Annotated in this window: 25 protein-coding genes and 1 tRNA gene; 12 read left to right on the top strand and 14 right to left on the bottom strand. The window is 68.4% G+C overall.

Annotated elements, in window-relative coordinates; all coding sequences use genetic code 11:
- The 3 genes from EPN98_RS05220 to EPN98_RS05210 all read right to left on the bottom strand — a co-directional run.
- A partial coding sequence (locus tag EPN98_RS05220; RefSeq protein WP_293361212.1) for a TonB-dependent receptor plug domain-containing protein occupies positions 1-448 on the bottom strand: 448 nt, incomplete at its 3' end.
- A 141-nt stretch (positions 449-589) separates the two neighbouring features.
- Positions 590-1,306, bottom strand: coding sequence for a dienelactone hydrolase family protein (locus EPN98_RS05215; protein WP_293361210.1), 717 nt, complete (start codon positions 1,304-1,306; stop codon positions 590-592).
- 76 nt (positions 1,307-1,382) lie between these two features.
- Positions 1,383-1,459, bottom strand: a tRNA-Arg gene (locus tag EPN98_RS05210).
- A 153-nt stretch (positions 1,460-1,612) separates the two neighbouring features.
- Here EPN98_RS05210 and EPN98_RS05205 point away from each other — a divergent pair.
- Positions 1,613-3,529, top strand: a complete 1,917-nt coding sequence (locus EPN98_RS05205; protein WP_293361208.1) for a PQQ-binding-like beta-propeller repeat protein — start codon at positions 1,613-1,615, stop codon at positions 3,527-3,529.
- A 30-nt stretch (positions 3,530-3,559) separates the two neighbouring features.
- Here EPN98_RS05205 and dnaJ read toward each other — a convergent pair whose 3' ends face one another.
- From dnaJ to EPN98_RS05190, 3 genes are all read right to left on the bottom strand, one after another.
- Complete coding sequence (gene dnaJ / locus EPN98_RS05200; protein WP_293361206.1) at positions 3,560-4,723, bottom strand: molecular chaperone DnaJ; 1,164 nt, start codon at positions 4,721-4,723, stop codon at positions 3,560-3,562.
- Positions 4,724-4,904: 181 nt separating this feature from the next.
- Complete coding sequence (gene dnaK / locus EPN98_RS05195) at positions 4,905-6,821, bottom strand: molecular chaperone DnaK (protein WP_293361204.1); 1,917 nt, start codon at positions 6,819-6,821, stop codon at positions 4,905-4,907.
- Between the two features lie 207 nt (positions 6,822-7,028).
- The gene (locus EPN98_RS05190; protein WP_293361202.1) at positions 7,029-7,517 is read right to left on the bottom strand and encodes a hypothetical protein; all 489 of its coding nucleotides are present in this window, start codon (positions 7,515-7,517) and stop codon (positions 7,029-7,031) included.
- Between the two features lie 79 nt (positions 7,518-7,596).
- Between EPN98_RS05190 and EPN98_RS05185 the strand changes: the two genes are divergently transcribed.
- Positions 7,597-8,469 (top strand): dienelactone hydrolase family protein, encoded by an 873-nt coding sequence (locus EPN98_RS05185; protein WP_293361200.1) that lies wholly within the window; start codon positions 7,597-7,599, stop codon positions 8,467-8,469.
- 35 nt (positions 8,470-8,504) lie between these two features.
- Here the strand turns inward: EPN98_RS05185 and EPN98_RS05180 are convergent, their stop codons facing one another.
- Positions 8,505-8,909, bottom strand: a complete 405-nt coding sequence (locus EPN98_RS05180) for a hypothetical protein (RefSeq protein WP_293361198.1) — start codon at positions 8,907-8,909, stop codon at positions 8,505-8,507.
- A gap of 151 nt (positions 8,910-9,060) precedes the next feature.
- Here EPN98_RS05180 and EPN98_RS05175 point away from each other — a divergent pair, with 151 nt between their 5' ends.
- Complete coding sequence (locus EPN98_RS05175) at positions 9,061-11,430, top strand: DNA translocase FtsK (RefSeq protein WP_293361196.1); 2,370 nt, start codon at positions 9,061-9,063, stop codon at positions 11,428-11,430.
- A 4-nt stretch (positions 11,431-11,434) separates the two neighbouring features.
- On the opposite strand, the gene EPN98_RS05170 is transcribed toward EPN98_RS05175, so the two are convergent.
- Complete coding sequence (locus EPN98_RS05170; protein WP_293361194.1) at positions 11,435-11,680, bottom strand: UvrB/UvrC motif-containing protein; 246 nt, start codon at positions 11,678-11,680, stop codon at positions 11,435-11,437.
- A 103-nt stretch (positions 11,681-11,783) separates the two neighbouring features.
- Between EPN98_RS05170 and EPN98_RS05165 the strand changes: the two genes are divergently transcribed.
- Both EPN98_RS05165 and xth read left to right on the top strand, forming a co-directional pair.
- Positions 11,784-12,422 carry an outer-membrane lipoprotein carrier protein LolA gene (locus EPN98_RS05165; RefSeq protein ID WP_293361192.1) on the top strand — a complete coding sequence of 213 codons (639 nt, stop codon included), beginning with the start codon at positions 11,784-11,786 and terminating at the stop codon, positions 12,420-12,422.
- Positions 12,423-12,644: 222 nt separating this feature from the next.
- A complete protein-coding gene (xth, locus tag EPN98_RS05160; protein ID WP_293361190.1) occupies positions 12,645-13,451 on the top strand; it encodes an exodeoxyribonuclease III in 807 nt (268 codons plus the stop codon).
- A 12-nt stretch (positions 13,452-13,463) separates the two neighbouring features.
- Here xth and EPN98_RS05155 read toward each other — a convergent pair whose 3' ends face one another.
- Complete coding sequence (locus tag EPN98_RS05155) at positions 13,464-14,147, bottom strand: response regulator transcription factor (RefSeq protein WP_293361188.1); 684 nt, start codon at positions 14,145-14,147, stop codon at positions 13,464-13,466.
- 68 nt (positions 14,148-14,215) lie between these two features.
- Between EPN98_RS05155 and EPN98_RS05150 the strand changes: the two genes are divergently transcribed.
- Positions 14,216-14,725: a L,D-transpeptidase family protein gene (locus EPN98_RS05150; protein ID WP_293361186.1), complete on the top strand. Its 510-nt coding sequence runs from the start codon at positions 14,216-14,218 to the stop codon at positions 14,723-14,725.
- 51 nt (positions 14,726-14,776) lie between these two features.
- Here the strand turns inward: EPN98_RS05150 and EPN98_RS05145 are convergent, their stop codons facing one another.
- Entirely contained in the window at positions 14,777-15,439 is a 663-nt protein-coding gene (locus EPN98_RS05145) for a YggS family pyridoxal phosphate-dependent enzyme (protein WP_293361184.1), read from the bottom strand.
- Here EPN98_RS05145 and EPN98_RS05140 point away from each other — a divergent pair.
- Entirely contained in the window at positions 15,423-16,046 is a 624-nt protein-coding gene (locus EPN98_RS05140) for a thiamine phosphate synthase (RefSeq protein ID WP_293361182.1), read from the top strand. The two genes, EPN98_RS05145 and EPN98_RS05140, sit on opposite strands and share 17 nt — an antisense overlap.
- Here EPN98_RS05140 and EPN98_RS05135 read toward each other — a convergent pair.
- On the bottom strand, positions 16,036-16,422 hold the full coding sequence (locus EPN98_RS05135) for an NtrZ family periplasmic regulatory protein (RefSeq protein WP_293361180.1): 387 nt from the start codon (positions 16,420-16,422) through the stop codon (positions 16,036-16,038). The genes EPN98_RS05140 and EPN98_RS05135 overlap by 11 nt on opposite strands.
- Before the next feature lie 272 nt (positions 16,423-16,694).
- On the opposite strand from EPN98_RS05135, the gene EPN98_RS05130 reads away from it, so the two are divergent.
- The 5 genes from EPN98_RS05130 (at position 16,695) to EPN98_RS05110 (ending at position 22,599) form a co-directional block, all read left to right on the top strand.
- Positions 16,695-17,171 (top strand): DUF3576 domain-containing protein, encoded by a 477-nt coding sequence (locus EPN98_RS05130; RefSeq protein ID WP_293361178.1) that lies wholly within the window; start codon positions 16,695-16,697, stop codon positions 17,169-17,171.
- 80 nt (positions 17,172-17,251) lie between these two features.
- Positions 17,252-19,858, top strand: a complete 2,607-nt coding sequence (gene leuS, locus EPN98_RS05125) for a leucine--tRNA ligase (protein ID WP_293361176.1) — start codon at positions 17,252-17,254, stop codon at positions 19,856-19,858.
- The gene (gene lptE, locus EPN98_RS05120; protein WP_293361174.1) at positions 19,855-20,361 is read left to right on the top strand and encodes an LPS assembly lipoprotein LptE; all 507 of its coding nucleotides are present in this window, start codon (positions 19,855-19,857) and stop codon (positions 20,359-20,361) included. Before leuS ends, lptE begins: the two co-directional genes overlap by 4 nt.
- Entirely contained in the window at positions 20,362-21,414 is a 1,053-nt protein-coding gene (holA, locus tag EPN98_RS05115; RefSeq protein ID WP_293361172.1) for a DNA polymerase III subunit delta, read from the top strand.
- 108 nt (positions 21,415-21,522) lie between these two features.
- On the top strand, positions 21,523-22,599 hold the full coding sequence (locus EPN98_RS05110) for a hypothetical protein (RefSeq protein WP_293361170.1): 1,077 nt from the start codon (positions 21,523-21,525) through the stop codon (positions 22,597-22,599).
- Between the two features lie 393 nt (positions 22,600-22,992).
- Here EPN98_RS05110 and EPN98_RS05105 read toward each other — a convergent pair whose 3' ends face one another.
- From EPN98_RS05105 to rsmG, 3 genes are all read right to left on the bottom strand, one after another.
- Positions 22,993-23,862, bottom strand: coding sequence for a ParB/RepB/Spo0J family partition protein (locus EPN98_RS05105; RefSeq protein ID WP_293361168.1), 870 nt, complete (start codon positions 23,860-23,862; stop codon positions 22,993-22,995).
- A gap of 76 nt (positions 23,863-23,938) precedes the next feature.
- On the bottom strand, positions 23,939-24,766 hold the full coding sequence (locus tag EPN98_RS05100; protein ID WP_293361166.1) for a ParA family protein: 828 nt from the start codon (positions 24,764-24,766) through the stop codon (positions 23,939-23,941).
- Positions 24,750-25,379: a 16S rRNA (guanine(527)-N(7))-methyltransferase RsmG gene (gene rsmG / locus EPN98_RS05095; RefSeq protein ID WP_293361164.1), complete on the bottom strand. Its 630-nt coding sequence runs from the start codon at positions 25,377-25,379 to the stop codon at positions 24,750-24,752. Before rsmG ends, EPN98_RS05100 begins: the two co-directional genes overlap by 17 nt.

Here is a 25,379-nt window from a genome sequence, read left to right as displayed (position 1 = left end):
GCGTGCCCTGTGGGCCGCGAAGCACTTCGACGCGGTTCAGGTCGAACAGGTCGAGGTCGGGGGTGAACAGCGACAGCGAGATCACCGATTCGTCGAGGTAGACGCCGACCTGTTCCTTCACGCCCGGCTGGTCGCGGACGATCTGGCCGGCCGAGATGCCGCGGATCGCGACCTGGCTCTGGCCGGGGCCCAGGTTCTGGACGGTGAAGCTGGCGACCGTACGCGACAACTCCTCGACGTTGGTGACGCCGCGGTTGCGCATCACCTGCTCGCTCTGCGCGGCCACCGAGAACGGCACGTCGATCAGCTGTTCGTCGCGCTTCCGCGCCGTGACGACCAGCTCTTCCACCGTGGCGTCGTCAGCGGCAAAGGCCGGGACCGCAGGGATGCCGATAAGCAAGGCGAGAGCGCTGGCTCGTGCGGTCAGCACGAACTTCCGGTTAGTCATAGGGAGGACTCCTTCCGCGACCGCAGCTTGTTGCGCTGCTTCGTTCGGAGGCAGGGGTATTCAAAAAAGCGTCACAAGGGCAGGCCGCACGTGCCGTTCGTCGCGCGACGAGCGAACATTGTTGCCCGACGGCAACAGAAATCAGGTGAGCCCGACCTCGGCGAAGAGATCTTGCGTCGCGACCCATGATCGCCGGTCAGCCGCCGCCGAGTACGCGAATCCGGGCCTGCCCCAACCGTCGGCCTCGGGATTGGTGAAGCTGTGGCCGGTCCGGCCGTACAGCACCAGCCGCCAGTCAACCCCGGCCGCCGTCATCTCGGCCTGGAAGGCGGTTCGCTGCTCGACGGGAATGACCGGGTCGTCGGCCCCGATGTGGACCAGCACCGGGCAGCGGATCTGCGTGGCGTCCTGCGGCCGGGCCGTCGTCAGCGTCGAGTGATAACCCACCGCCGCCTTGAGGTCGGCCCCGCTGCGCGCCAGCTCGATCGCCGCCGCGCCGCCGTAGCAATAGCCGACCGCCGCGAGCCGGCCGGAGTCCACCCGGGACTGCGCCTTCAACGCCTCGAGCGCCGCGCTCATCCGGGCCCGGATCGAGCCCGGGTCGGCCAGAAACGCCTGGAAGCGCCGCATCATCTCGTCGCGATCGGTCACCACCTGGCCCCCGCCCTGGTAGTCCGTCGCCATCGCCACGAAACCCATTCCGGCCAGCCGGCGCGCCGCATCCAGCGTGTGCTCGGTCACCCCGGGCGACTCATGGGCCACCAGCACGCCGGGCGCAGGTCCGGAGCCCGCCGGCGCGAACACCGTGCCGATGAATTCGATGCCTTCCGCCGAATAGGCGACCTTTGTCCCGGACACGCACAGCTCCCTCGTTGCCGGAACGAGGTTAGCCAGGCGCCGCGCGCGTCAATCAATAGAAACCGGAAGGACCGGCTGGCGCACCCGACACGATTCGAACGTGTGACCTTTGCCTTCGGAGGGCAACGCTCTATCCAGCTGAGCTACGGGTGCGTCTTCAGCGGAGCGGTGTCTCTAGCGGAAAGGACGGCCGGCCGCAAACCGGCTGTACCGGATTTCAGTGAGGCAATTCGCGCGCGGGCCCGAAGGGGTTAGGTTCCGCGCCAGAACACGGTCGAAGGACTGGTACGGCCGCGGGGGAAACGCATGGGTCTCTGGAAGCATCTGGCAGGGGGCGGCGCGGTCGTGGCGGCCCTGGCGATCACGGGCTTCGGGCTGGGCGGCCTGGCCCAGGCGCAGGCGCCGGACGAGCCGCCGCATCCCGGCAAAGCGGTCTACGACGCCTTCTGCGCCGCCTGCCACAACGCGCCGGAGGCCGGCAGCCGCGCCGCGCCCGTGGGGTCTCTGCGGACCATGAGCGCCCAGACCCTGAACGCCGCGCTGACCACTGGCGTGATGAAGCCGGTGGGCGACGGACTGGACCGCGAGCAGCTGCGGGCCGTCGTCGCCTATCTGGCCAAGCCCGAGGCGCCGATCGGCACGGCCTGGCTCGATGGAAACCGCTGCGCCGACAAGACCGTCGACCTGTCGGCCAAGGCCGCTCAGACCAGTTTTGGCGTCGATCATGACAACAGCCGGCGGATGAGCGCCGCCCAGGCGGGGCTCAAGAAGGCCGACCTGGCCAAGCTGGAGGTGGCGTGGACCTTCGCCATGCCGCGCACCTCGGGCCTGCGGGGCTCGGGCGTGGTGGTGGGTTCGACGGTCTTCTATCCCGCCGGACAGGCCGGCCACGTCGTCGCGCTGGACACCAAGACCGGGTGCGTGAAGTGGGCGACCGCCACGCCGTCGCAGGTGAGGAACAGCCTGGCCTATGGCCCGCTGGGCAAGGGCGGGCCGATGGGCCTGGTGGGCAGCGAAGCCAGCGGCAACCTGATCGCCCTGGACGCGGCCACGGGCAAGATCCTGTGGCGCGCCGACCCGCGCCACGACAAAACCGCGCCGCTGTCGGGCTCGGCCCTGATCCACGACGGCAAGATCATAGTGCCGATCTCGGGCAGCGATGTCGGCGCGGCCATGCGTCCGGTCTACGAGTGCTGCAAAGGGCATGGCGCCGTGGCGGCGGTGGACGCCAGGGACGGCAAGGTGCTGTGGACCTGGCACACGATGGAGGACGCCAAGCCGCTGGGCCGCAAGACCAGTGCGGGCGCCGCGGCGTATGGGCCGTCCGGCGCGCCGGTCTGGTCGTCGCCTTCGGTCGATGTGAAGACGGGGACGGTCTACGCCTCGACGGGGGAGAACACCTCGCCGCCGGCCACCAAGACCTCGGACGCCATCGTCGCCATGGACCTGGCGACCGGCAAGGAGAAGTGGGTCTTCCAGGCGCTGGCCAACGATGTCTGGAACATGAGCTGCCCGGTGGGCTCGCCGACGGCGCAAGGCCGTCCGGTGGGTCCGAACTGCTACTTCGCGGGCGAGGGCAGCGTGCTACTCGATCACGACTTCGGCGCTGGGCCGCTCATCTTCCGCGGCAAGAAGGGGAAGGACGTGATCCTCGGCGGACAGAAGTCGGGCGACGTCTGGGCGCTGGACCCCGCCACAGGCAAGGTTTTGTGGCGCCAGCAGTTCGGCAAGGGCACGCCCCTGGGCGGCGTGCACTGGGGCATCGCCACGGATGGCGTGCGCGTCTTCGCCCCGATCAGCGACCCCAACGTGCCCAAGGACCAATCCGCCGCCGGCATGCACGCCGTCGACGTCGCCACCGGCAAGGTGGCCTGGCAGTGGCGATCCGCGCCGGATTGCACGGGCGCGCGCGCACGGCTCACCACCGTCTGCGGCGGCCGCCATGGCCTGTCGGCCGCGCCGCTGGTGATCGACGGGGCGCTGTTGGCCGGATCACTGGACGGACGGCTGTGGGTGTTCGAGGCGGCCACCGGCAAGGTGCTGCACATGGTCGACACTGCAGCCACGGCCTACCAGCCGGTCAACAAGATCCCGGGGGCCGGCGGCTCCATCGACGCGGCCGGTCTGTTCGCGGGCGACGGCATGGTGTTCGTGAACTCGGGCTACGCCAGCTTCGGCCAGGCCGGCGGCAACGTGCTGGTGGCGCTCAGGCCGAAGAGGTGACGGCCCTCCCTCCCTTGATGGGGTGGGACGTTACGCCGACTTCGTCGCCGCGCTCCAGAAGCGCTTGGCCTTGCCCATGAAGCCCGCGGCCTTCGGGTGCTGCTGCTCGCTGCACAGGTCGGCGATCTCGCGCATCAGCTCCTTCTGGCGGGCCGTGAGCTTGGTCGGCGTTTCCACGAACAGCTCGACCACCAGGTCGCCACGCTCGCGTCCGCGCAGCGACGGCATGCCGCGGCCTTTCACGCGTACGGTGCGGCCGGTCTGGGCGCCTTCCGGCACCTGGACCTCGATCTTGCAGTTCCCGTCGCAGTTCTCGCCGCCCATCAGGCAGGGGGCCTCGATCTGGCCGCCCAGGGCGGCGGCGCACATGGGCACAGGCACCGTGCAGAGCAGGTCGAGGCCATCGCGCTCGAACAGCTCGTGCGGGGCCACCGACACGAAGATGTAGAGGTCGCCGCGCGGGCCGCCGCGCTGACCCGCATCGCCTTCTCCGGCCAGACGGATGCGCGCGCCGTCGTCGACGCCGGCCGGAACGCGAACCGCCAGCGTGCGGTTCTTGCGGATCTGGCCCTGGCCCCGACAGTCGGTGCAGGGATCCACCACCATCCGGCCCGAACCGCCGCAGCGGGGACAGGCGCGCTCGATCGAGAAGAAGCCCTGGCTGGCGCGCACGCGGCCGGCGCCATGGCAGGTGGTGCACTGGGTGGGGCTGGTGCCGGGCTTGGCGCCCGAACCCTCGCAGGTCTCGCACGTCAGCGTCGCGGGCACCGTGAGCTCAACCTCGGCGCCGGCGTACGCCTGCTCGAGGGTGATCTCCAGGTCGTAGCGGAGATCGTTGCCGCGGGCCGGGCCGCCGCGCTGCTGGCGGCCGCCGCGGCCGCCGAACATGTCACCGAAGACGTCGCCAAACACCTCGTTGAAGATGTCGTGGACGTCGTGGAACTGGCCGTTGCCGCCGCCCATCCCGCCCTGGCCGTTCACGCCGGCATGGCCGAAACGGTCGTAGGCCGCCCGCTTCTGGGGATCCGACAGGATCGAATAGGCCTCGTTGACTTCCTTGAACCGGCCGGACGCCTCCTCGCAACCGCCATTGCGGTCAGGATGGTGCTCCATGGCCATCTTGCGGAAGGCGGCTTTCAGCGCGCTGTCATCGCAGCCGCGGTCCACGCCCAGGATCTCGTAATAGTCCCGCATGAAAACGTCAGGCGCTCGAAACAACTGTTGTGATTGAAGTGGGTGGGCCCCCGCCCGGCTGCAAGGCTTACACCGAGCGGACGGAGGCCTCTAGTCCCGCGAAAGCGGCAGCGACGTCCCCATGACCGTTTGATCGCACTCTGCGGTCGCGGGCCATGGGGCGCGTTGTCACGCCGTTGTCCTAGCTGGACTTCTTGCCATCGCCGTCGACTTCCTCGAATTCGGCGTCGACGACGTCGTCCGAAGAGCCTCCGGCGTCAGACCCGGCAGCGTCGGCGGCGCCGTCGTCACCTTGCTGAGCCTTGTACATGGCCTCACCCAGCTTCATCGAAGCCTGGATGAGGGTCTGGGTCTTGGCCGAGATGGTTTCGGCGTCGCCCGACTCCAGCGACCCCTTCAGGTCGTCCAGCGCCGTCTGGATGGCGGAGCGCTCGGCCTCGGAGACCTTGTCGCCGTGTTCGGCGAGGGCCTTTTCGGACGAGTGGATGACCGCGTCGGCCTGGTTCTTGGCCTCGACTGCGGCCTTCCGCTTTTCGTCGTCGGCCTTGTTGGACTCGGCCTCCTTGACCATCGCCTCGATGTCCGCGTCCGAGAGGCCGCCGTTGGCCTGGATACGGATCGACTGTTCCTTGGACGTCGCCTTGTCGCGCGCGGCGACGTTGACGATGCCGTTGGCGTCGATGTCGAACGTCACCTCGACCTGCGGCACGCCACGCGGCGCCGGCGGGATACCGACCAGGTCGAACTGGCCCAGCATCTTGTTGTCGGCCGCCATCGGTCGCTCGCCCTGGAAGACCCGGATCGTCACGGCCGACTGGTTGTCGTCCGCGGTCGAGAAGGTCTGGGAGCGCTTGGTCGGGATCGTGGTGTTGCGCTCGATCAGCGGGGTGAACACGCCGCCCAGCGTCTCGATGCCCAGCGTCAGCGGGGTCACGTCGAGCAGCAGGACGTCCTTCACCTCGCCGCCCAGCACGCCGGCCTGGACCGCGGCGCCCAGCGCCACGACCTCGTCCGGGTTCACGCCGGTGTGCGGCTCACGGCCGAAGAACGCCTTCACCGTCTCGACGACCTTGGGCATGCGGGTCATGCCGCCGACCAGGATCACCTCGTCGATGTCGCCCTTCTTCAGGCCGGCGTCCTTCAGCGCCTGTTCGCAGGGGCCGATCGTCTTGGCGATCAGATCCTCGACCAGGGCTTCCAGCTTGGCGCGCGACAGCTTGATGTTGAGGTGCAGAGGGCCCGACGCGTTCATCGAGATGAACGGCAGGTTCACTTCGTACTGCGTGGTGAAGGACAGTTCCTTCTTGGCCTTCTCGCCCTCTTCCTTGAGGCGCTGCAGGGCCAGCTTGTCCTTACGCAGGTCGACGCTGTTTTCCTTTTTGAACTCGTCGGCCAGGTAGTCGACGATGCGCATGTCGAAGTCTTCGCCGCCCAGGAACGTGTCCCCGTTCGTCGACTTCACCTCGAACACGCCGTCGCCGATCTCGAGCACCGACACGTCGAACGTGCCGCCGCCGAGGTCGTAGACGACGATCTTCTTGCCGTCGTTCTTCTCGAGGCCGTAGGCCAGCGCGGCCGCGGTCGGCTCGTTGATGATGCGCAGGACTTCCAGGCCCGCGATCTTGCCCGCGTCCTTGGTCGCCTGGCGCTGGGCGTCGTTGAAGTAGGCCGGGACGGTGATGACGGCCTTGTCCACCTTCTCGCCGAGGTGCTGCTCGGCGGCTTCCTTCATCTTCTGCAGGATGAAGGCCGAGACCTGCTGGGGCGAATAGTCCTTGCCATGGGCGCGAACCCAGGCGTCGCCGTTGCCGCCCTTGACGATCTCATAGGGCACCATGCCCTTGTCCTTCGCCACGACGGGGTCAGCGAAGTTGCGGCCGATGAGGCGCTTGATCGCGAAGAGGGTGTTGGTCGGGTTCGTGACGGCCTGGCGCTTGGCGGGCTGGCCCACCAGCTTCTCGCCGTCATCCATGAAAGCCACGACCGAAGGCGTAGTCCGCGCGCCTTCGGCGTTCTCGATCACTTTCGGCGTCTTGCCGTCCATGATGGCCACGCACGAGTTGGTCGTGCCGAGGTCAATGCCGATGATCTTGCTCATAGCCTAAGTCTTGCTCGCTCCATGTTGGCGGACGCCGCGGGTGGGCCTTCTAGAGAAGCGCCCGAGGAAAAGCGACGGCCCCGGTTCGATTAAGGTCCCGCTGCCGTTCCGCTTTCCGTTCACGGAACCCAGCAGTCGAGAGCCGATATGGGAGAAGTTGGGCCCGCTGCAAGGGTGAATGTCCGTAATCCCGGTGGGGACAAACCGTCACGGCGTGAACCACCAGCTCCTCAGGGCTTCATAGCGCTGCGAGGCGAACGGCGGTTTGCGCCCTGTCAAAAGCTCATCCTGCCGCTGCAGAACGAAGTGATGCTCGACCAGGCTGGCCTGCTGCTCGATGTTCATTTCGGGAAACGCCTGGCGGTCCAGATCGTAGCGATAGGCCGCCTCGCTGTCGCCGGCGCGCAGCTTGGCCAGCGGCAGGATCACGCCCCGTTGAGCCTGCCAGACGTGGGTCATCTCGTGGATAAAAGTGGCCTGATCGGACAGGCGCCCCTGCGAAAAGTCGGTCAACGACTGCGCCACTGGATAGACGATGCCGGCCGATCCCGGCGTGAAGGGGCGGGGAAAGACCGGCTGAGCCAGGATCCGCACCCGCTCGGGCCGGATCCCTGCGCCGAAGACCTGCCGCACAAGCGCCTGCTCAGCCGCCGTCAGCCATCTCAGCGCGAGTGGATTCATGCGTGCGGGAGGCATGGGCGGTTGACGTCCAGCGGCGCTGTGCTTCGGTTGCGGTCCACAACATCACCGCAACCGACGTCCGAGGAAACCGCCCATGGTCACCCTGACCCGCCCCGATGGCACCCAGCCGCAAGACCTGCACCTGTCGCGGCGCGGGCTGACCCTGGCGCTGACCGGCGGCTATGCGCTGGCCGCCTGGTCGGCCGAGGCCCAGCCGGTGAAGACCGACGGCGCCGGCCTCGTGACCGAGACGGTCCAGATCAAGGCGCCCGACCGCGAAATCCCAGCCTTCGTGGCCCGGCCGGCCAAGGCCGGGAAGCATCCCTGCGTCGTGCTGATCTCCGAGATCTTCGGCCTGCACGAATACATCCGCGACACGGCGCGCCGGCTGGCCAAGGCGGGCTACGTCACCATCGCCCCCGACTTCTTCGTCCGGGCCGGCGATCCGTCGACGATGACTGACTTCCCGGCGATCATGAAGATCGTCGCCACCGCAACCGACGCCCAGGTGACCGGCGACATCGGCGCCGCACTGGCCTGGCTGAAGGCTCAGAAGTTCGCGGACACCAAGCGCATCGCCATTACCGGCTACTGCTGGGGTGGAGCGGTGACCTGGGAGGGCGTGGCGCGGTTCGCGGAGTTCAAGTGCGGGGTGGCCTGGTACGGTCGCCTATCCGGCGGCATGTCGCCCAATGACGCCAGCAACAAGAACCCGCTGGACCTCGTCGGCGAGCTCAAGGCGCCGGTGCTCGGCCTTTATGCCGAGAAGGACAGCGGCATCCCGCTGAGCGACGTCGAGAAGATGCAGGCGGCGCTGAAGGCGGCCGGCAAGACGAAGAGCAGCATCACCGTCTACCCTGGCGCCCAGCATGGCTTCCACGCGGACTACCGCCCCTCATACAACAAGGAGGCTGCGACCGACGCCTGGGCCAAGATGCTGGCCTTCTTCAAGGCCAACGGGGTCTAGGACTGCCCTTCCCCCTGAGGGGGCAGGGCGCAGGATCAGAACACCGGCTCTTCCACCTTCGGCGGCGGGGGAGCCGGCGCCGCGGGCTCGACCTTGGCGGCGGCGGGCGGCGCGACCGGAACGATAGCTTCTGGGCCGGCCGGCGCCCCCTTGGCAGCCTCGGCCTTGGCCAACGCATCCGCCTCGGCCTTGGCCTTCTTCTCGGCTTCCAGCGCGGCTTTCTCTTCCTCAGTCAGCTCTTCCGGCTCGGGCGCGCCGGCAAGGCGCTCGTCGACCAACGGTGTGGCCTCGGTGGCCTCGAGGACCGCGGCGCTGGCGGCCTGCGGGCCTTCGCCCGGCAGCCGGCCTCGGGGCGGCGCGGTAAACGCGGCGAGCGCGAAGGCGCCCAGCCAGACCAAGCCCAGGCCGGTGGCGACAACCTGCAGGACGGGACGGGGCATGGACCAGTTCATGGGCGGAACCTAGTCGCCTATCGCGGCGCAAGGAAGGCTTCCCTCTCTTGAGGGGGCGCGGAAAAAATCACGGTAAACGCGGGATTAACGATCCCAAGGCCAGACATGTGGGGTTCGACAGGCGTGGGGTGATTTGGGTATGGCGCGGGTGGCGCGGAAAACCGGTGGGGAGCTGTTTCTCCACATCGCCAGGCTGACCTGGGGCCACCCGGCGACGGCCCGGCTGCGCGGCGGTGTGACGGCCGCCTTTGGTGTCGCGCTCGCCGCCGCCTTTGCTACATACAACGCCGCCGATCCCAGCCTGAACGCCGCCGGCCCGGGCGCACCGGCCAACGCCCTGGGCGGCGCCGGCGCCGTCATGGCAGATATCGGGATCCAGTCGCTGGGCGTCGTGGCCGGGCTGGCCGCCCTGCTGGTGGTGACCTGCGGCCTGGCCCGCGTAGCCGATCCCGAGCCGGATCAGAGCCGCGGTCGCCTGCGCCTGCGGGCCGCCATCGGAACGCTGGGCCTGCTGGCGCTGGCGGGCGCGCTGGCCTGGGCGCCGACGCCCGCCGCTTGGCCGCTGGCCAAGGGCCTGGGAGGCTTCTGGGGCGATGCGCTGCTGAACGGGTTCGCGGGGCTGATCGAATATGCCCGCCTGCCCAGCGGCACGCCGATCGCCGGCGCCGTGTTTTCCGTGGCCGGCGTGATCGCCTATGGCTACGGCCTGGGTCTGAGCCGCGTCGACGTCCGCGGTCTGGCCGACGGATTGACCCACGCGCTTGCCCCGAAGCCCAAGCTGAAAGCCGCCAAGCCCGAAACCAAAGCCGCCAAGGTGGCCCGCCGCGGCAAGACGCCGGACCCGGTGATTCCGGACGCCGCCCTGGACGATGACGCCGCCGCCGCCATGCCGGCGCCCATCATTTCGGCTGAGGCCCCGACGCTGCAGGTCAAAGCCCCCAAGGCCGCGCCGAAAGAGAGCGCCCGCGAGGCCAAGGAGAAACAGGGCGCGTTCGCCTTCGCCCAGGAGGGCGGCTTCCAGCTGCCCGAGCTGGCGATGCTGACCAAGGCGCCGCCGCGCGCGGCGCAGTACGATGAGGGCGCGCTGCGCCAGAACGCCCAGTTGCTGGAAAGCGTGCTGGCCGAGTTCGGCGTCCGCGGCCAGGTGGACCAGATCCGCCCGGGCCCCGTTGTCACCCTCTACGAACTCGTGCCCGCAGCCGGCGTGAAGTCGGCCCGCGTCGTGGCCCTGGCCGACGACATCGCGCGCTCCATGAGCGTGGCCTCGGCCCGCGTCTCGGTGGTGCCCGGCCGCAACGCCATCGGCATCGAGCTGCCCAATCAGCGGCGCGAGACCGTCTATCTGCGCGACCTGCTGGCCGCTTCCGAGTACGAGCGCGGCGGCCAGACCCTGCCCATGGCCCTGGGCGAGAGCATCGGCGGTGAGCCCTACATCGCCGACCTGGCCAAGATGCCCCACCTGCTGATCGCCGGCACCACCGGCTCGGGAAAGTCGGTGGGCGTGAACGCCATGATTCTCTCGATCCTCTACCGCCTGCCGCCCGAGCAGTGCCGGATGATCATGATCGACCCGAAGATGCTGGAGCTCAGCGTCTACGACGGCATCCCGCACCTGCTGGCGCCCGTCGTCACCGATCCGAAGAAGGCCATCGTCGCGCTCAAGTGGACCGTGCGCGAGATGGAGGACCGCTATCGCCGCATGTCGAAGATCGGGGTCCGCAACGTCGCCAGCTTCAACGAGCGCGCCCGCGAGGCCCTGGCCAAGGGCGAGCACTTCGAGCGGACCGTGCAGACCGGCTTCGACGAGGCCGGCCGCGCCACCTACGAGAGCGAGAAGATCCGGCCCGAGCCGATGCCCTACCTGGTGGTGATCATCGACGAGGTCGCCGACCTGATGATGGTGGCCGGCAAGGACATCGAGGGCGCCGTCCAGCGCCTGGCCCAGATGGCTCGCGCCGCCGGCATCCACCTGATCATGGCCACTCAGCGCCCGTCGGTGGACGTCATCACGGGCACCATCAAGGCCAACTTCCCGACCCGGATCAGCTTCCAGGTCACCTCGAAGATCGACAGCCGCACCATCCTGGGCGAGCAGGGCGCCGAGCAGCTGTTGGGCCAGGGCGACATGCTCTACATGGCCGGCGGCGGACGGATCACCCGCCTGCACGGCCCGTTCGTATCGGACGGCGAGGTCGAGGCGGTGGCCAAGTTCCTGCGCGACCAGGGCACGCCCAGCTACCTCGAAGAAGTCACCGCCGGCGGCGATGATGAGGACGGTGGCGGCGACGAGGGCGGCTTTGGCGGCGGAGACGAGAGCAACGACCTCTATGACCGCGCCGTCGCCGTGGTCACCCGCGACGGCAAGGCCTCCACCAGCTACATCCAGCGACGCCTGCAGATCGGCTACAACCGCGCCGCTTCGCTGATGGAGCGCATGGAGCAGGAAGGCGTGGTGGGCCCGGCCAACCACGCGGGGAAGCGCGAGATCCTGGTCAGCGCGGCGCCATGAGGCGCTATTTCGACCGACACCCGCCCGGCTTGTAGCCCGTCGTCATCGGGTCTGGTTTCTTCGGGAGCGGCTTGCCCGACCCCCTGTAGCGCTCCTGGCTCGAGCCCAGCCCCATCTTGCCCGGCGTCTGCTCCGTCAGGCCGCTCTCGCCGGAGCGGATGCGTGCGATCGAATCGCGCAGCAGGGCGGCGGTTTCGAAATCGCCGGCGTCGGCGGCTTCGCGCATGCGGCGCTCCAGATCGTCGATCATGGACATCGGAACGTCTCCCCAAGCTTCGGCGTTGCCCCGCCCTGTCTCAGCCCTATTGCCGCCGTTCAGGTGCGGTAGGGTATGCGCACGTTACGGAGACCTCATGACCCTATCCCGACGCAGCCTGACCCTCGCCCTCGCCGCCGCGTCCCTCGTCGCAACGCCGGCGTTGGCGCAAGCGCCTCTGAGCGCCGCCGACAAGGCGCTGGTCGATCGCGCCGTGGCCTATCTCGAAGGCCTGACCGAGGCCAAGGGGAGATTCATCCAGACCGATCACCGCGGCCGCGCCACGACCGGCACGCTCTACATGAAGCGGCCCGGCAAGGCGCGCTTCGCCTATGACGCGCCGTCGGGCCTGTTGGTGGTCTCGGACGGCGGCGTAGTGTCGGTGCAGGACAAGCGGCTGAAGACGTTCGATCAGTATCCGCTGGGCGCCACGCCGCTTTCGTTGTTCCTGGCCCGCACCATCCGGCTGGACCGCGGGGTCACCATCAGCCGCGTCCAGCGCCTGGCCGATGGCTTCACCATCACGGCCCGCGACGGCAAGAAGGAGACGGCCGGTCAGATCGCGCTGACGTTCACCGACGCCCCTCTTGCACTTACAGGCTGGACGGTTACTGATGCGCAAGGACGACCTACACGTGTGCAACTCCAGGGTCTGGAGCGGGCCGCGGGCCTCGACAAGTCGCTGTTCGTCCTGAAGGACCCCCGCCCGAAGAACCCCGGCCGCGGCAAAGTCTGACGCCGATCAGGTGTTGCCCTTGCGACACAGGCAATAGCTTACGCGAAATCCCTTTGACAAACTGTCGTAGTGTTGCGATATTGCCACTACGTCGACGACATACCGGTTATGTCGTCGAGTCCGTGCCGGAACCTATCCCCTCCCGGCGGCGGCATGAGAGACAACTTACACGGCCCGGGCGCACGCCAAGCGCCCGGGCTTTCTTTCGTTTAAGGAGGCGTCATGCGCCTTCGAATCTGCACCTGGAACGTCAACTCGGTCCGCCTGCGCGCCGAACAGGCCGCCCGCTTCGTCGCGGAACAGGCGCCTGATGTCCTGTGCCTCCAGGAGATCAAGTGCCGCGAGCACGAGTTTCCGGTGAACGCGTTCAAGGACATGGGCCTCCCCCATATCCGGATCGCGGGGCAGAAGGGCTGGCACGGCGTGGCGATCGCCTCACGCCTCCCGATCGAGGACGCTCAGCCCCTGGACGCCTGCCGCGAGGGCCACGCCCGCTGCGTGGCGGCGAAGGTGGCGGGCGTCGACATCCACAACTTCTACATCCCGGCCGGCGGCGACATTCCCGACCGAGAGGCCAATCCCAAGTTCGACCACAAGCTCGACTTCTACGAGAAGCTGACGGCAGGGCTGAAGACGCGCGACCCGAAGGCGCCGCTGGCCATAGTAGGCGACCTGAACGTGGCGCCCGGCGAGTTCGACGTCTGGAACCACAGGTACATGTCGAAGGTGGTCAGCCACACGCCGGCGGAGATCGAGGCGTTCCGCGCCATGGAGGCCTCGATCGGCCTGATCGATCTGACGCGAGCCACGTCGCCAGAGCCCACCAAGATCGCGTCGTGGTGGAGCTATCGCGCCAAGGATTTCCGTCAGTCAAACCGCGGCCTGCGGCTGGATCACATTCTGGTGTCTCCCGGCCTGCGGGAGGCGGCCTGGCGCCTGGGCGCGCCGGCCAGCCGGGTGCATGAGGATGTACGAGGCTGGGAACGGCCGAGCGACCACGCGCCGGTGTCGGCTGACCTGGCGCTGTAACCCCTCCGGGCGCTAAGGCGCCAGCTTGTACCCGCCGGCCTCGGTGAGGAGCAGGCGCGCGTTCGCGGGGTCGGGCTCGATCTTCTGACGCAGGCGGTAGACGTGGGTCTCGAGGGTGTGGGTGGTGACGCCGGCGTTGTAGCCCCACACCTCAGCCAGGAGCTCCTCTCGCGACACGGCCTTCTCGCCGGCGCGGTAGAGGTACTTCAGGATGTTGGTCTCTTTTTCGGTCAGCCGGATCTTCTTGGCCTTCTCGTCCACCAGCAGCTTGGCGGCGGGACGGAATTCATAGGCGCCCAGGCGGAACACCGCACCCTCGGAGTGTTCATAGTCGCGCAGCAAGGCGCGGATGCGGGCCAGCAGCACGGCGAACTTGTAGGGCTTGGTGACATAGTCGTTGGCGCCGCTGTCGAACCCCTTGATCTCGTCGGCGTCGGTATCGGCCGCCGTCAGCATGATGACCGGGGTCGCCACGCCGTCCTGGCGCATGCGCTTGCAGGCCTCGCGGCCGTCCATGTCAGGCAGGTCGACGTCCAGCAGGATCAGGTCAGGCTTGGCCTCGCGCGCCATGCGTACGCCCTCACCGGCGGTCTCGGCTTCCACCGTGTCGAAGTTCTCGGCCTGCAGTTGCTCGGCGATCGCGCCGCGAAGGTCCTGGTCGTCGTCGACGATGAGGAGGGTCTTGCGTTGAGCCATAAGCGGCAACAAACACCATGTGTTGGGTTCGCGGCAAAAGGTTTCGCCAAAATGCGGTTCGCTGGAACGTGATCTTCGTGGCGACGTCGGACGGCTGGCTGGATATCGGCGAGCGCCGCGTCCGCTGTGCGCTGGGCCCTGCGGGCGTCATTCCGGCCTCGGCGAAGCGCGAGGGCGACGGCGCCTCGCCCGCCGGAGTCTGGCCGATCCGCGAGGTCTGGTACCGGCCTGACCGAGGCCCCCCGCCCGCCTGCGAAGTTCGCGTCCACGCCATGACCCCCGACGACGGCTGGTGCGATGACCCCGCCGACCCGGCCTACAACACCCACGTCACGCTGCCCTATGCCGCCAGCCATGAGCGGCTGTGGCGCGAGGACGGAGTCTACGACATCGTGGTCGTGCTGGGTCACAACGACGATCCGCCCGTCCCGGGCCTGGGCTCGGCCATCTTCCTGCACATCTGCCGCCCGGGCTTCTCGCCGACAGAGGGCTGCGTCGCCATCGAACGGCCCGATCTGGAGGAGCTGCTCGACCGGGTCCGCCCCGGCGACGCGGTGGAGATCCGAAAGGTCGCGTGACCCATCCGCCGGCCCCCCAAACGTCCAGAACGGGGGCCGAGGCTGAACGCTCTAGCTGCGCGCGCCGAACACCGCCGAACCCACCCGCACGCTGGTGGCGCCGAAGCGGATGGCGGTCTCAAAGTCGCCGCTCATGCCCATCGAGAGCTTCGCAAGTCCGTTGCGCGCGGCGATCTTGCGCAGCAGGGCGAAGTGGGGCCCCGGCGGCTCGTCGGCGGGCGGGATGCACATCAGGCCCTCGATCGTCAGGCCGTACGTCGCGCGCGCCGCGGTGATGAAGGCGTCGGCGTCCATGGGAAGAATCCCGGCCTTCTGCGGCTCCTCGCCTGTATTCACCTGGACGTAGAGGCGCGGGGCGCGACCCTGCTTCTGGACCTCGTCGGCGAGACTGCGGGCCAGCTTCTCGCGATCCAGGCTTTCGATGACATCGAAGAAGGCGACGGCCTCCCGCGACTTGTTGCTCTGGAGCGGCCCGATCAGATGCAGCGTCAAGCCATCCGCCTTGCCGTCCCAGCGCGCCATAGCCTCCTGCACCCGGTTCTCGCCGAACACCCGCTGGCCTGCGGCCAGCACGGGCTCGATCGCGTCCCAGGGCTGGGTCTTGGAGACCGCGACCAGGGTCACATCGGCCGGATCGCGGCCGGCGGCTTGCGCGGCGCGGGTGATCCGGGCCACGACGTCGAGATAACCTTCGGCGGTGGGAGCGGCGGACATCTCGGCTTTCTGGACCCTGGAACGGACAGCCCGGCTCTTACCGGCGCGGCGGGGCCTACGGAAGGCCCTGCCCGCGCTGCTGTTCTTTACCGACCCGGTGCGCACGCCGGATCCAGAGGCCATCGCCGCGCGGCTGCCCGCAGGCTCGGCCATCGTCTATCGCCATTTCGGAGCGCCCGACGGCGAGGCCCGGGCCCGACGCCTGCTGGCCATCGCCCGTCAGCGGAAGTTGAAGCTGCTGATCGGCGCCGACGCGGCCCTGGCGGTGAAGGTCGGCGCCCACGGGGTGCACCTGCCCGAGCGCCAGGCCCATCGGGCGGGGCCGCTGAAGCGGGCGCACCCAGGGTGGATCGTCACCAGCGCGGCGCACGATCTGACTGCGGCGCGGCGCGGCGCGGCCGACGCGGTGGTGATCTCGGTCGTGTTTCCCTCGAAGAGCCCCTCGGCTGCCGGCGTGCGGGCCTTGGGTCCCGTCCGCCTGGCCGCCCTGGTCCGCGCTGCAGGACGGCCCGCCTATGCCCTGGGTGGCGTGGACAACAAAAAAGCCCGCCGCCTCATCGACGCGGGCCTGATCGGTCTGGCGGCCGTGGACGGCCTTAGAACTTGAAGCGGGTCTCGAGCCGCACCTTCGGCTGGTCGGCCGGGCGCGCGGCGTTGCGCTGGGGGGTCAGGTCCTGCTCGCCCAGCGAGACGGCGCCGCCGACCCGCACAGACGGCGTGATGCGGAAGTAGGCGCCGGCCGAGACGTCGTTGGGCATGACGGCGCGGCTGTCGGGCTGCTGCACGTCGAGGGTGAGGCCGAAGCGACCGCGGCTCGCATCCCACTTCATCGACCGGCCCGAGTTGGGCGCGGCGGCGGCAGGCTCGGAGCGAACGGTGAAATCGACGGACTTCGCGGGCTTATCAGCCGCCCAGGCGCCGCCGGCCGCCGCGCTGAGAAGCGCGGTCGCCAGGAGAACGACGCTGATGCGACGAGTGGACATCTCAGCCCTATATGGCCCCAACGGTCACCAATTGCGACCAAGCGTGAGTAAACGTGATCGCGATTGCCAGTCGATTAAGGCCCGCAAACTTCCCGGGTCAACGGGACTCTAGGGATACGGGTTCACGTTGTGACAAGTTGCGTGACGGGTGTGACCCGCCGGCCACGCGATTCCTGTTTGGCGACCAACACGGCGTTGTTATAGAGGCAACCGGCGCGGGGCGGCGCCGTGGCGCGTGCTCGTGTCGCGGATAACGATTTGAGAGGGTGTAGATGCCGTTTTTGCGCGGTAACCGGATGCGTGGCCTGATCCTCGCGGCCACGGCGGTCAGCGTCATGGGCCTGTCGGCCTGTGGCAGCATCCCCAACCCTCTGGGCGGCGGGAAGAACGCCAAGGTGCGAGCCTCGGGCGACAACGCTGCGGCCATCGGCGTCAACGGCTACCTGTGGCGCGCCACGCTGGACACGCTGTCGTTCATGCCGCTGCAGTCGGCCGACCCCTACGGCGGCGTCATCGTCACCGACTGGTACACCAACCCGGAAAAGCCCGACGAGCGCTTCAAGTGCACCGTCTACATCCTGGATTCGCGCCTGCGCGCCGACGGCCTGAACGTGGCCGTCTTCAAGCAGAGCCGCGACGGCTCCGGGAACTGGGTGGATGCGCCTACCGCCGGCCAGACCGAGACCGATATCGAGAACTCGATCCTGACCCGCGCGCGCCAGCTTCGACTTTCGAACATCAAGGGCTGATCCCAGCCACCTGTTCGTTTGTCGACGCGCCGTGTCGAGGCCGTTGACCGGAAGTCCAACTCCAGTCCAAAGGCCCCGATATGGCCCGCTACAATCCCAAAGAGACCGAACCCAAGTGGCGCGAGGCGTGGACCGCCGTCGACGCCTTCCACGCCGTCGCGGACAGGTCCAAGCCCAAGTACTACGTGCTGGAGATGTTCCCGTACCCGTCGGGACGCCTGCACATGGGCCACGTGCGCAACTACTCGATGGGCGACGTCATCGCCCGCTACAAGCGCGCCCGTGGCTTCTCGGTGCTGCATCCCATGGGCTGGGACGCCTTCGGCCTGCCCGCCGAGAACGCCGCCATGGAGCGCGGGGTCGATCCCAAGGCGTGGACCTACGAGAACATCGCCCGCATGCGGGACGAGCTGAAGCAGCTGGGCCTGTCGATCGACTGGTCCCGCGAGTTCGCCACCTGCGATGTGGAATACTATGGCAAGCAGCAGGCCTGGTTCCTGGACCTGTTCGAGCGCGGGCTGATCTACCGCAAGGAAAGCACCGTCAACTGGGACCCGGTCGACCAGACCGTGCTGGCCAACGAGCAGGTGGTCGACGGTCGTGGCTGGCGATCCGGCGCCCTGGTCGAGAAGCGCAAGCTGAACCAGTGGTCGATGCGCATCACCGACTACGCCGACCAGTTGACCGACGACCTGGCGACCCTGGCCCGCTGGCCCGACAAGGTCCGCGTGATGCAGGAGAACTGGATCGGCCGCTCCAAGGGGTTGAAGTTCCGGTTCCACTTCGCGAACACCCGCGCGGGCGAAGAAGTCGAGGACGCCCGGGCGGGCGGGCCCGCCGGCTTCTCCGACGGCCTGGAGGTCTACACCACGCGGCCAGACACCCTGTATGGCGCGAGCTTCGTAGGCGTGGCGGCCGACCACCCGCTGGCCCAGGCCGTCGCCGCCAAGGATCCGGCCGCCGCCGCCTTCATCGAGGAATGCCGCCGCGGCGCCGCCACCGAGGCTCAGATCGAGACGGCGGAGAAGAAGGGCTACGACACCGGCCTGAGGGTGAAGCACCCGTTCGATCCGAGCTGGGAGCTGCCGGTCTGGATCGCGAACTTCATCCTGATGGACTACGGCACGGGCGCCATCTTCGCCTGCCCGGCCCACGATCAGCGCGACCTGGACTTCTGCCGCAAGTACGATCTGCCGGTGAAGCCGGTGGTGCTGCCGCCCGGCGCCGATCCGGCGACCTTCGAGGTGGGCGATGAGGCCTACACGGGCCCCGGCGTGATCTACAATTCCCAGTTCCTGGACGGCCTGGACATCGAGGCGGCGAAAGCCGCGGCGATCGACAAGATCGAGGGTCAGGACGACGGCGAGGGCGCAACGGTGTTCCGCCTGCGCGACTGGGGGGTCTCGCGCCAGCGCGCCTGGGGCTGCCCTATCCCGGTGGTGCACTGCCCGACGGACGGCGTCGTTCCGTTGCCGAAAGCCGCCCTGCCGGTCGCTCACCCCGTCGACATCGAGTTCGGCAAGTCGGGCAACGCGCTGGAGCGCCACCCCACCTGGAAGCACACGACCTGTCCGAAGTGCGGCGGCCCGGCGACGCGCGAGACCGACACGCTGGACACCTTCGTGGACTCCAGCTGGTACTTCGCCCGCTTCGCCAACCCGTGGGCGGCTGAGCCGATCGACAAGGCCGACGCCGACTACTGGCTGCCGGTCGACCAGTACATTGGCGGCATCGAGCACGCGGTGCTGCACCTGCTGTACGCCCGCTTCATCACCAAGGCCCTGGCCGACACAGGCCAGCTGAGCGTCCGCGAGCCGTTCGCGGGTCTGTTCACCCAGGGGATGGTCACCCACGAGACCTATCGCCGGCAGAACGGTGAGTGGATCGAGCCCAAGGAAGTCGAGATCGTCACCGAGGGGAACACCCGCCGTGCGACGCTGGGCGCCAACGGCGAGCCGTTGGTGATCGGCGACATCGAGAAGATGTCGAAGTCCAAGAAGAACACCGTGGCGCCCGAGGAGATCTTCGACGTCTACGGCGTGGACGCCGCGCGCCTGTTCGTGCTGAGCGACAGCCCGGCCGAGCGCGACGTGCAGTGGACGACCGGCGGCGTGCAGGGTTCGTGGCGGTTCGTGAACCGTGTCTGGGACGAGTTCGACAGCCAGCCCGAGACGGCGAGCACGTCCGAGCCGGACGCCGAGCTGCGCCGCGCCACCCATAAGCTGATCAAGCAGGTGACCGAGGCCATCGACGGCTTCCGCTTCAACTCGGGCATCGCCCGTCTGTACGAGTTCCTGAACCTGCTGAAGGCGAACCCGGCCAAGGGCGCGGCGCCCGCCATTCTGGCCGCCCGCCAGGAAGCGCTGTCCGCGTTCGCGCGGCTGATCGCCCCCTTTACACCCCACCTGGCCGAGGAATGCTGGGCGCGAATCGGCGGCGAGGGGATGGTGGTGGCCGCGCCCTGGCCCAACTTCGATCCGGCCCTGACCGAGGACGCGACCAAGGTTCTGCCCGTGCAGGTCAACGGCAAGCGCCGCGGAGAGATTTCCGCTCCGGCCGGGGCCGAACCCGCCGACGTGGAGAAGCTGGTGATGGCCGATCCCGAGATCGCCGCGAAACTGGAAGGCCTGACGATCCGCAAGATCATTGTGGTCAAGGACCGGATCGTGAATATCGTGGCCGCATGAAGCGTCTGGTGATCCTCGCGGCGGCAGCGACCGCCCTGGCCCTCGGCGGCTGCGCGGGCTTCCAGCCCCTCTATGCCCAGCCCGAGGTGGTGAAGAACCTGGCCGCCATCCAGGTGAACGCGCCGTCGGGCCGCACCGGCTATCTGATCCGGCAGCACCTGGACGACGCTTTCGCCAAGGACCATGCGGCGACACCGGCCTACGCCATGGACCTCCAGCTTGGTGAGGCGCGCTACCCCCGTGGCGTGCGGATCGACAACGTCGCCACCCGCTACGAGTACGTTCTGACGGCCAACTACATCTTGAAATCCCTGCCGTCGGGCGCGCTGGCCAAGCGCGGCTCGGTGCGGGTCGAGCTCACCTACGATAGCGCCGACCAGCCCTACGCCTCGATCTCGGCCCAGCAGGACGCACAGGACCGCGCCGCCGACGAGGCGGCCCGCCGCATCGAGCTGGAGCTTGCCGTCTGGCTCGCGAACGGGGCCAAGGTCGCCCAGCGTTAGATGATCCTCAGCAAGCGCCCCGACATCGAGCGCTTCCTGGGCCGGCCTGATCCCGCGATCCGCGCCGTGCTGATCTATGGCCGCGACATCGGGGTGGTGCGCGACCGCGGCCATCAGCTGGCCGCCAAGATCGTCCCGAATCCCGACGATCCCTTCGACGTGGCCCTGCTGACCGAGCAGGATCTGGCCGACGACGGCGGCCGCCTGGAGGGTGAGCTGGCCGCCCAGTCGCTGATGGGCGGCCGTCGCCTGGTTCGGCTGCGGATGACCGCCGAGAAGCCCGCGGCCGACAAGTTGGCCGCCGAGGCCCTGGATCGCCACGCCAAGGGCGAGCTCAATCCCGACGCCTTCTTCCTCATCGAGGCCGGCAATCTGGGCCGCGAGTCGGCTATGCGGAAAGTGGCCGAGAAGGCCAACGCCGCCGCCGCCATCCCCTGCTACGAGGACGAACCCGGCGATGTGGCGCGCCTGGTGCGCGACCTGCTGGCGAAGGACGGCGTCTCGCTGAACGCCGATGCGCTGCAGGTGTTCGTCCAACGCCTGCCCAAGGAACGCGGTGTCGCGCGCCAGGAGATCGAGCGGCTGGCGCTGTACCTGGGCCCCGGCAGCGGCGCGACCGCGACCCCGGCTGACCTGGAGCCTTTCCTGGGCGTCGAGCCGGAGTCCTCGCTGTTCGACGCCGCATCCGACGCCTTCGGGGGTAAGCTGGGGGAGGCCCAGGCGGGATTGCGGCGCGCCGCTCAGGAAGGCGAGAGCGGCCCCGCCGCCGTGCGCGCCATCGGAATGCACCTTGGCAAGCTCCGCCGCACGCTGACTCTCATCAAGGCCGGCGCCGGGCCGCAGGAAGCGGCCAAGGCGTCGGGCGTGTTCTGGAAGCAGGAACGCGAGTTCCTGCGACAGATCCGCAGCTGGAGCCTGGAGGAGCTCGACCGCATCCAGCCTCAGGTTCTGGACGCCGACCGCGCGTGCAAAACCGCCGGTTCACCGGACCGCCTGATCGCGGAACGGCTGGCGCTGACGATCGCGAGCCGCGCCAGACGATTGGGGCTCTGACACCCGCCTTTCTTGTGGGCAGGGGTGACAGCGGGGCGCTTTGCGCTACGTTCCATACCCTAGCTTTGAATTCGCGCGCAGACGCGGGGTGGTGGTGGGAGGCGTCGAATGCTCAGGGCAATCTTTGCCGCTGTAGCGCTGATCGCAGCGCCGGCGGCGGCGGCCGATCAGGCCCCGCGGCCGGTCACGACCTACAAGGCGCCGCGCGCCGGCGACGGCCACGCGAGCCTCGAGGGCGTCTGGACGAACAGCTCGATGACCCGCCTTGAGCGTAATCCGCGGTTTGGGAAGGACCTGGCGCTGACCGAGGCCGACGTCGCCAGGATCGAAGGCCGCAACAGAAAGCTGATCGAACTGGGCGACAAGCCTACCGATCCCAACGCCAAGGTCACCGATCTGCCGGCTGATTGCTCGGGGGGCCGCGGCGTCGACTGCAACTACAACGCCGCCTGGACCGATCCCGGATCGACGGTGATGCGGGTCGCGGGCCAGCCCCGCAGTGGCTACATCACCTCGACGCCCGATGGCCGCGTCCCGATGCGCAAGGACATCGAGGTCAGCCCTTTCGGTCGCCGCCTGCCGCCCGGCCTGGAAATCAACGACAACCCCGAGAGTCGCTCCCCGGGCGAGCGCTGCCTTCTTTCGTTCGGCAACTCCTCGGGACCGGTCATGGTCCCGGGGCTGTACAACAACACCTACCAGTTCGTGCAGACGAAGGACGCGGTCGCGATCCTGGTCGAGATGGTTCACGACGTCCGCATCGTGCGGCTGAACGCCAAGCACCGCACCGATGGCGTCCGGCCCTGGTTGGGCGACTCGATCGGCTGGTGGGAGGGCGACACCCTGGTGGTGGAGACGACCGCGTATCACCCGCAGCAGATTTTCCGCGGCGCGTCGGAGAACCTCAAGGTGACCGAGCGGTTCACCCCGGTAGGGCCGGAACGCATGCACTACGGCTTCTGGGTCGAGGATCCGACAGTCTTCTCCCAGCCCTGGGGCGGCGAGTACGAGTTCAGCCGGATCAGCGGCCAGCTGTACGAATACGCCTGCCACGAAGGCAACTACGGGCTGGCCAACATCCTCTCCGGGGCTCGCGAGGAGGAACGCTCAGGCGTGAAGACGGCCCCCACCAACGTCGACCAACGCGCCGCGCAGGGCGGTGAGGAAGAAGAAGAGGGCAACTAGATCCCTGATCCCGACTCGAGTCGAAGCGGCCCAGGAGTCCGGGTCGTCCATCCACATATGTAGATTTAGCCGCGATTTGGGCTATAGAGCCGGCGATCCTTCGGCAGCTCGGAGCTGCAGCCGCTGTGGCGCTTGACGTGCTCGCGCTGGTAGCCCGCCGGCCTCGGTGAGGCGGATAGCCGCCGCGTTCCAGGTCTGGATGATCAGTCGCAGGCGGTGGTGCTCGCGCTGCGTGCACAGAAGCAGATCGCCGGATAACCGGTGACTCATGATACAAGACCGCGCTCAGCTCGGCCTTGTTGTGGACTTGGTCGCGATCCCCCGGCTCCGGGCGCTCGGTCGAACCGGGTAATACTTCATTCGGCCCGCCAACCGCCTCGCGACCCGATCAGGTCACAGGCGGGTCAGGCGCCGGCAGATCTCATCCAGCTGCTCCAGCGTGGCGTACTTGATCTTCACCTCGCCGACGCCGCCGCGATCGACAACCTCGACGCCCATTCCGAGCGCCTCCTCGAGATCGCCTTCCAGCGCCGCGGTGTCCGCATCCTTGGGCGGCCTCCGCGGACCGGACGCCTTCTTCGATGGCTTTCCGGGATTGTCGCGGGCCAGAGCTTCGGTCTCGCGAACCGACAGGCCCTCGGACACGACCCGGTCAGCCAAGGCGCCGGCGTCGTCGGTCGACAGCAGCGCGCGGGCGTGGCCAGCGGTCAGCCGTCCCGCAATCAGGTGCTCCTGAACGCTCTCGGGCAGCTGGGTCAGGCGCATCGTGTTGGCGACGTGACTGCGCGACTTGCCGACTCGCTTGGCCGCCTCGTCCTGGGTGATCTTCATCACGTTCATCAGCGAGGCGTAGGCGCGCGCCTCTTCGATGGCGTTCAGATCCTCGCGCTGGACATTCTCGATGATCGCGATCTCGAACGCCTCGGCGTCTTCAAGTTCGCGCACCAGCGCCGGCAGCGCCTTGAGCCCCGCCAGTTGCGAGGCGCGCCAGCGGCGCTCGCCGGCCACGATCTCGTACTCGCCCTCGCGGCGCGATGGGCGCAGCAGCACCGGCTGGAGCACGCCCTTGTCGCGGATCGACTCGGCCAGCTCGGCCAATTCCGCTTCGGCGAAATTGCGGCGCGGCTGGTCGGGGTTGGCATGGATCAGCTCGATCGGGATCTCGCGCACGCCCGTCGCCGGATCGCCCGCATGGGTGATCTCTTCGGCCTCGCCCAGGAGCGCCGACAGGCCGCGCCCGAGTCCTCTGCGGTTCTCCGCCATCAGTTCAATTCCAGCTGGCCGCGCGCCGCCGGAGCAGGGCGCGACTCCGTGCCCGACGCGCGGACTTGTTCAAGCATCATAGCAACGCCCCTTCGGGCGTTGAGGCGCGGCGTTTGCGTTCGCGCAGCACCACCTCGCGGGCCAGCTTCAGGTAGGCCTGACTGCCCGCGCACTTCAGATCGTAGACCAGGGCCGGCTTGCCGAACGACGGCGCCTCGGAGACGCGGACGTTGCGGGGGATCACTGTCTCGTAGACGGCCTCGCCGAAATGGCCGCGCACATCAGTGGCCACCTGGCCCGACAGGGCGTTGCGGCGATCGTACATGGTCAGCACCACGCCCTGCAGCTCCAGCGCCGGGTTCAGGCTGCCGCGCACCAGGTCGATGGTGCGCATGAGCTGGCTGAGACCTTCCAGGGCGAAGAACTCGCACTGCAGCGGCACCAGCACCGCATCGGCCGCGGCCATGGCGTTGACGGTGAGCAGGTTCAGCGACGGCGGGCAGTCGATGAGGACGTACGTATAGCTGCGGGCGTCCCGCAGGGGGCTCAGCGCATCGCGCAGCTTGAACGATCGGCGGGCCTGTTGGCCCAGCTCGAGTTCCACGCCCGAGAGGTCGGGGTCGGACGGCGTCAGATCGAGGCCTGGCACCGACGTCTTCACCACCGCGTCCAGCAGCGGCTTCTCGCCCATGAGGACGTCGTACAGGGTGTTCTTGCGCAGGGCCCGGCCGACGCCCAGGCCGGTGGAGGCATTGCCCTGCGGATCGGAGTCGATCAGCAGCACCTTCTCGCCGACCGCCGCCAGCGCGGTGCCCAGGTTGATGGCGGTCGTCGTCTTGCCGACCCCGCCCTTCTGGTTGGCGACGACGAGCACGCGTAGTCCGCGGTCAGACTTTACGGGCACGCCCCAGCCTCCTCACACGCACGATGCGACCTCGCTCGTCGCTGAGAGACGGAATGACGTCCGCCTCATACTCCCAATATCTTGCGGCCTCAGACATGTCAGCCACTACATCTTGTCCCTTCAGGAACAAGCCCTGCGCACCCGCCAACAAGTATGGCCGGGCATACCCCAACAGTCTGTGAAGAGGCGCGCAAGCCCGCGCGGTGACGATGTCCACAGTGAGCGAGAGGTTCTCCGCCCTTTCGTTGTGGACCGTGGCGGGCAGATCGAGTTCGGCGACCACATCAGCGAGGAAGCGGCAGCGCTTGGCCATGCTCTCGACGAGGTGGATGTGCACGCCGTCCCTGCCCTTGCCGAGGATCGCCAGCACCAGGCCGGGGAAGCCGGCGCCGGCGCCCAGGTCGGCCCAGGTCAGGGCGTTGGGGGCGAGGCGCAGCAGCTGGGCCGAGTCCCAGGCGTGGCGGTTCCAGAAGTCGGGGATGGTGGCGGGGCCGACGAGGTTCATGACCTCGTTGCCAGCCGTCAGCAACTCGAGGAAGCGGCCGAGGTCGGCCACCTGCTCGGGCGTGGCCTTGGCCGCCTTCGCGAAGCTCTGCGCGTCGGTGACCGCCAC

The sequence above is a fragment of the Phenylobacterium sp. genome (assembly GCF_004299445.1).
Taxonomy (GTDB): domain Bacteria; phylum Pseudomonadota; class Alphaproteobacteria; order Caulobacterales; family Caulobacteraceae; genus Phenylobacterium.
The sequence above is the reverse complement of the archived record's forward strand: the minus strand, read 5'-3'. Positions and strand labels throughout refer to the sequence as shown.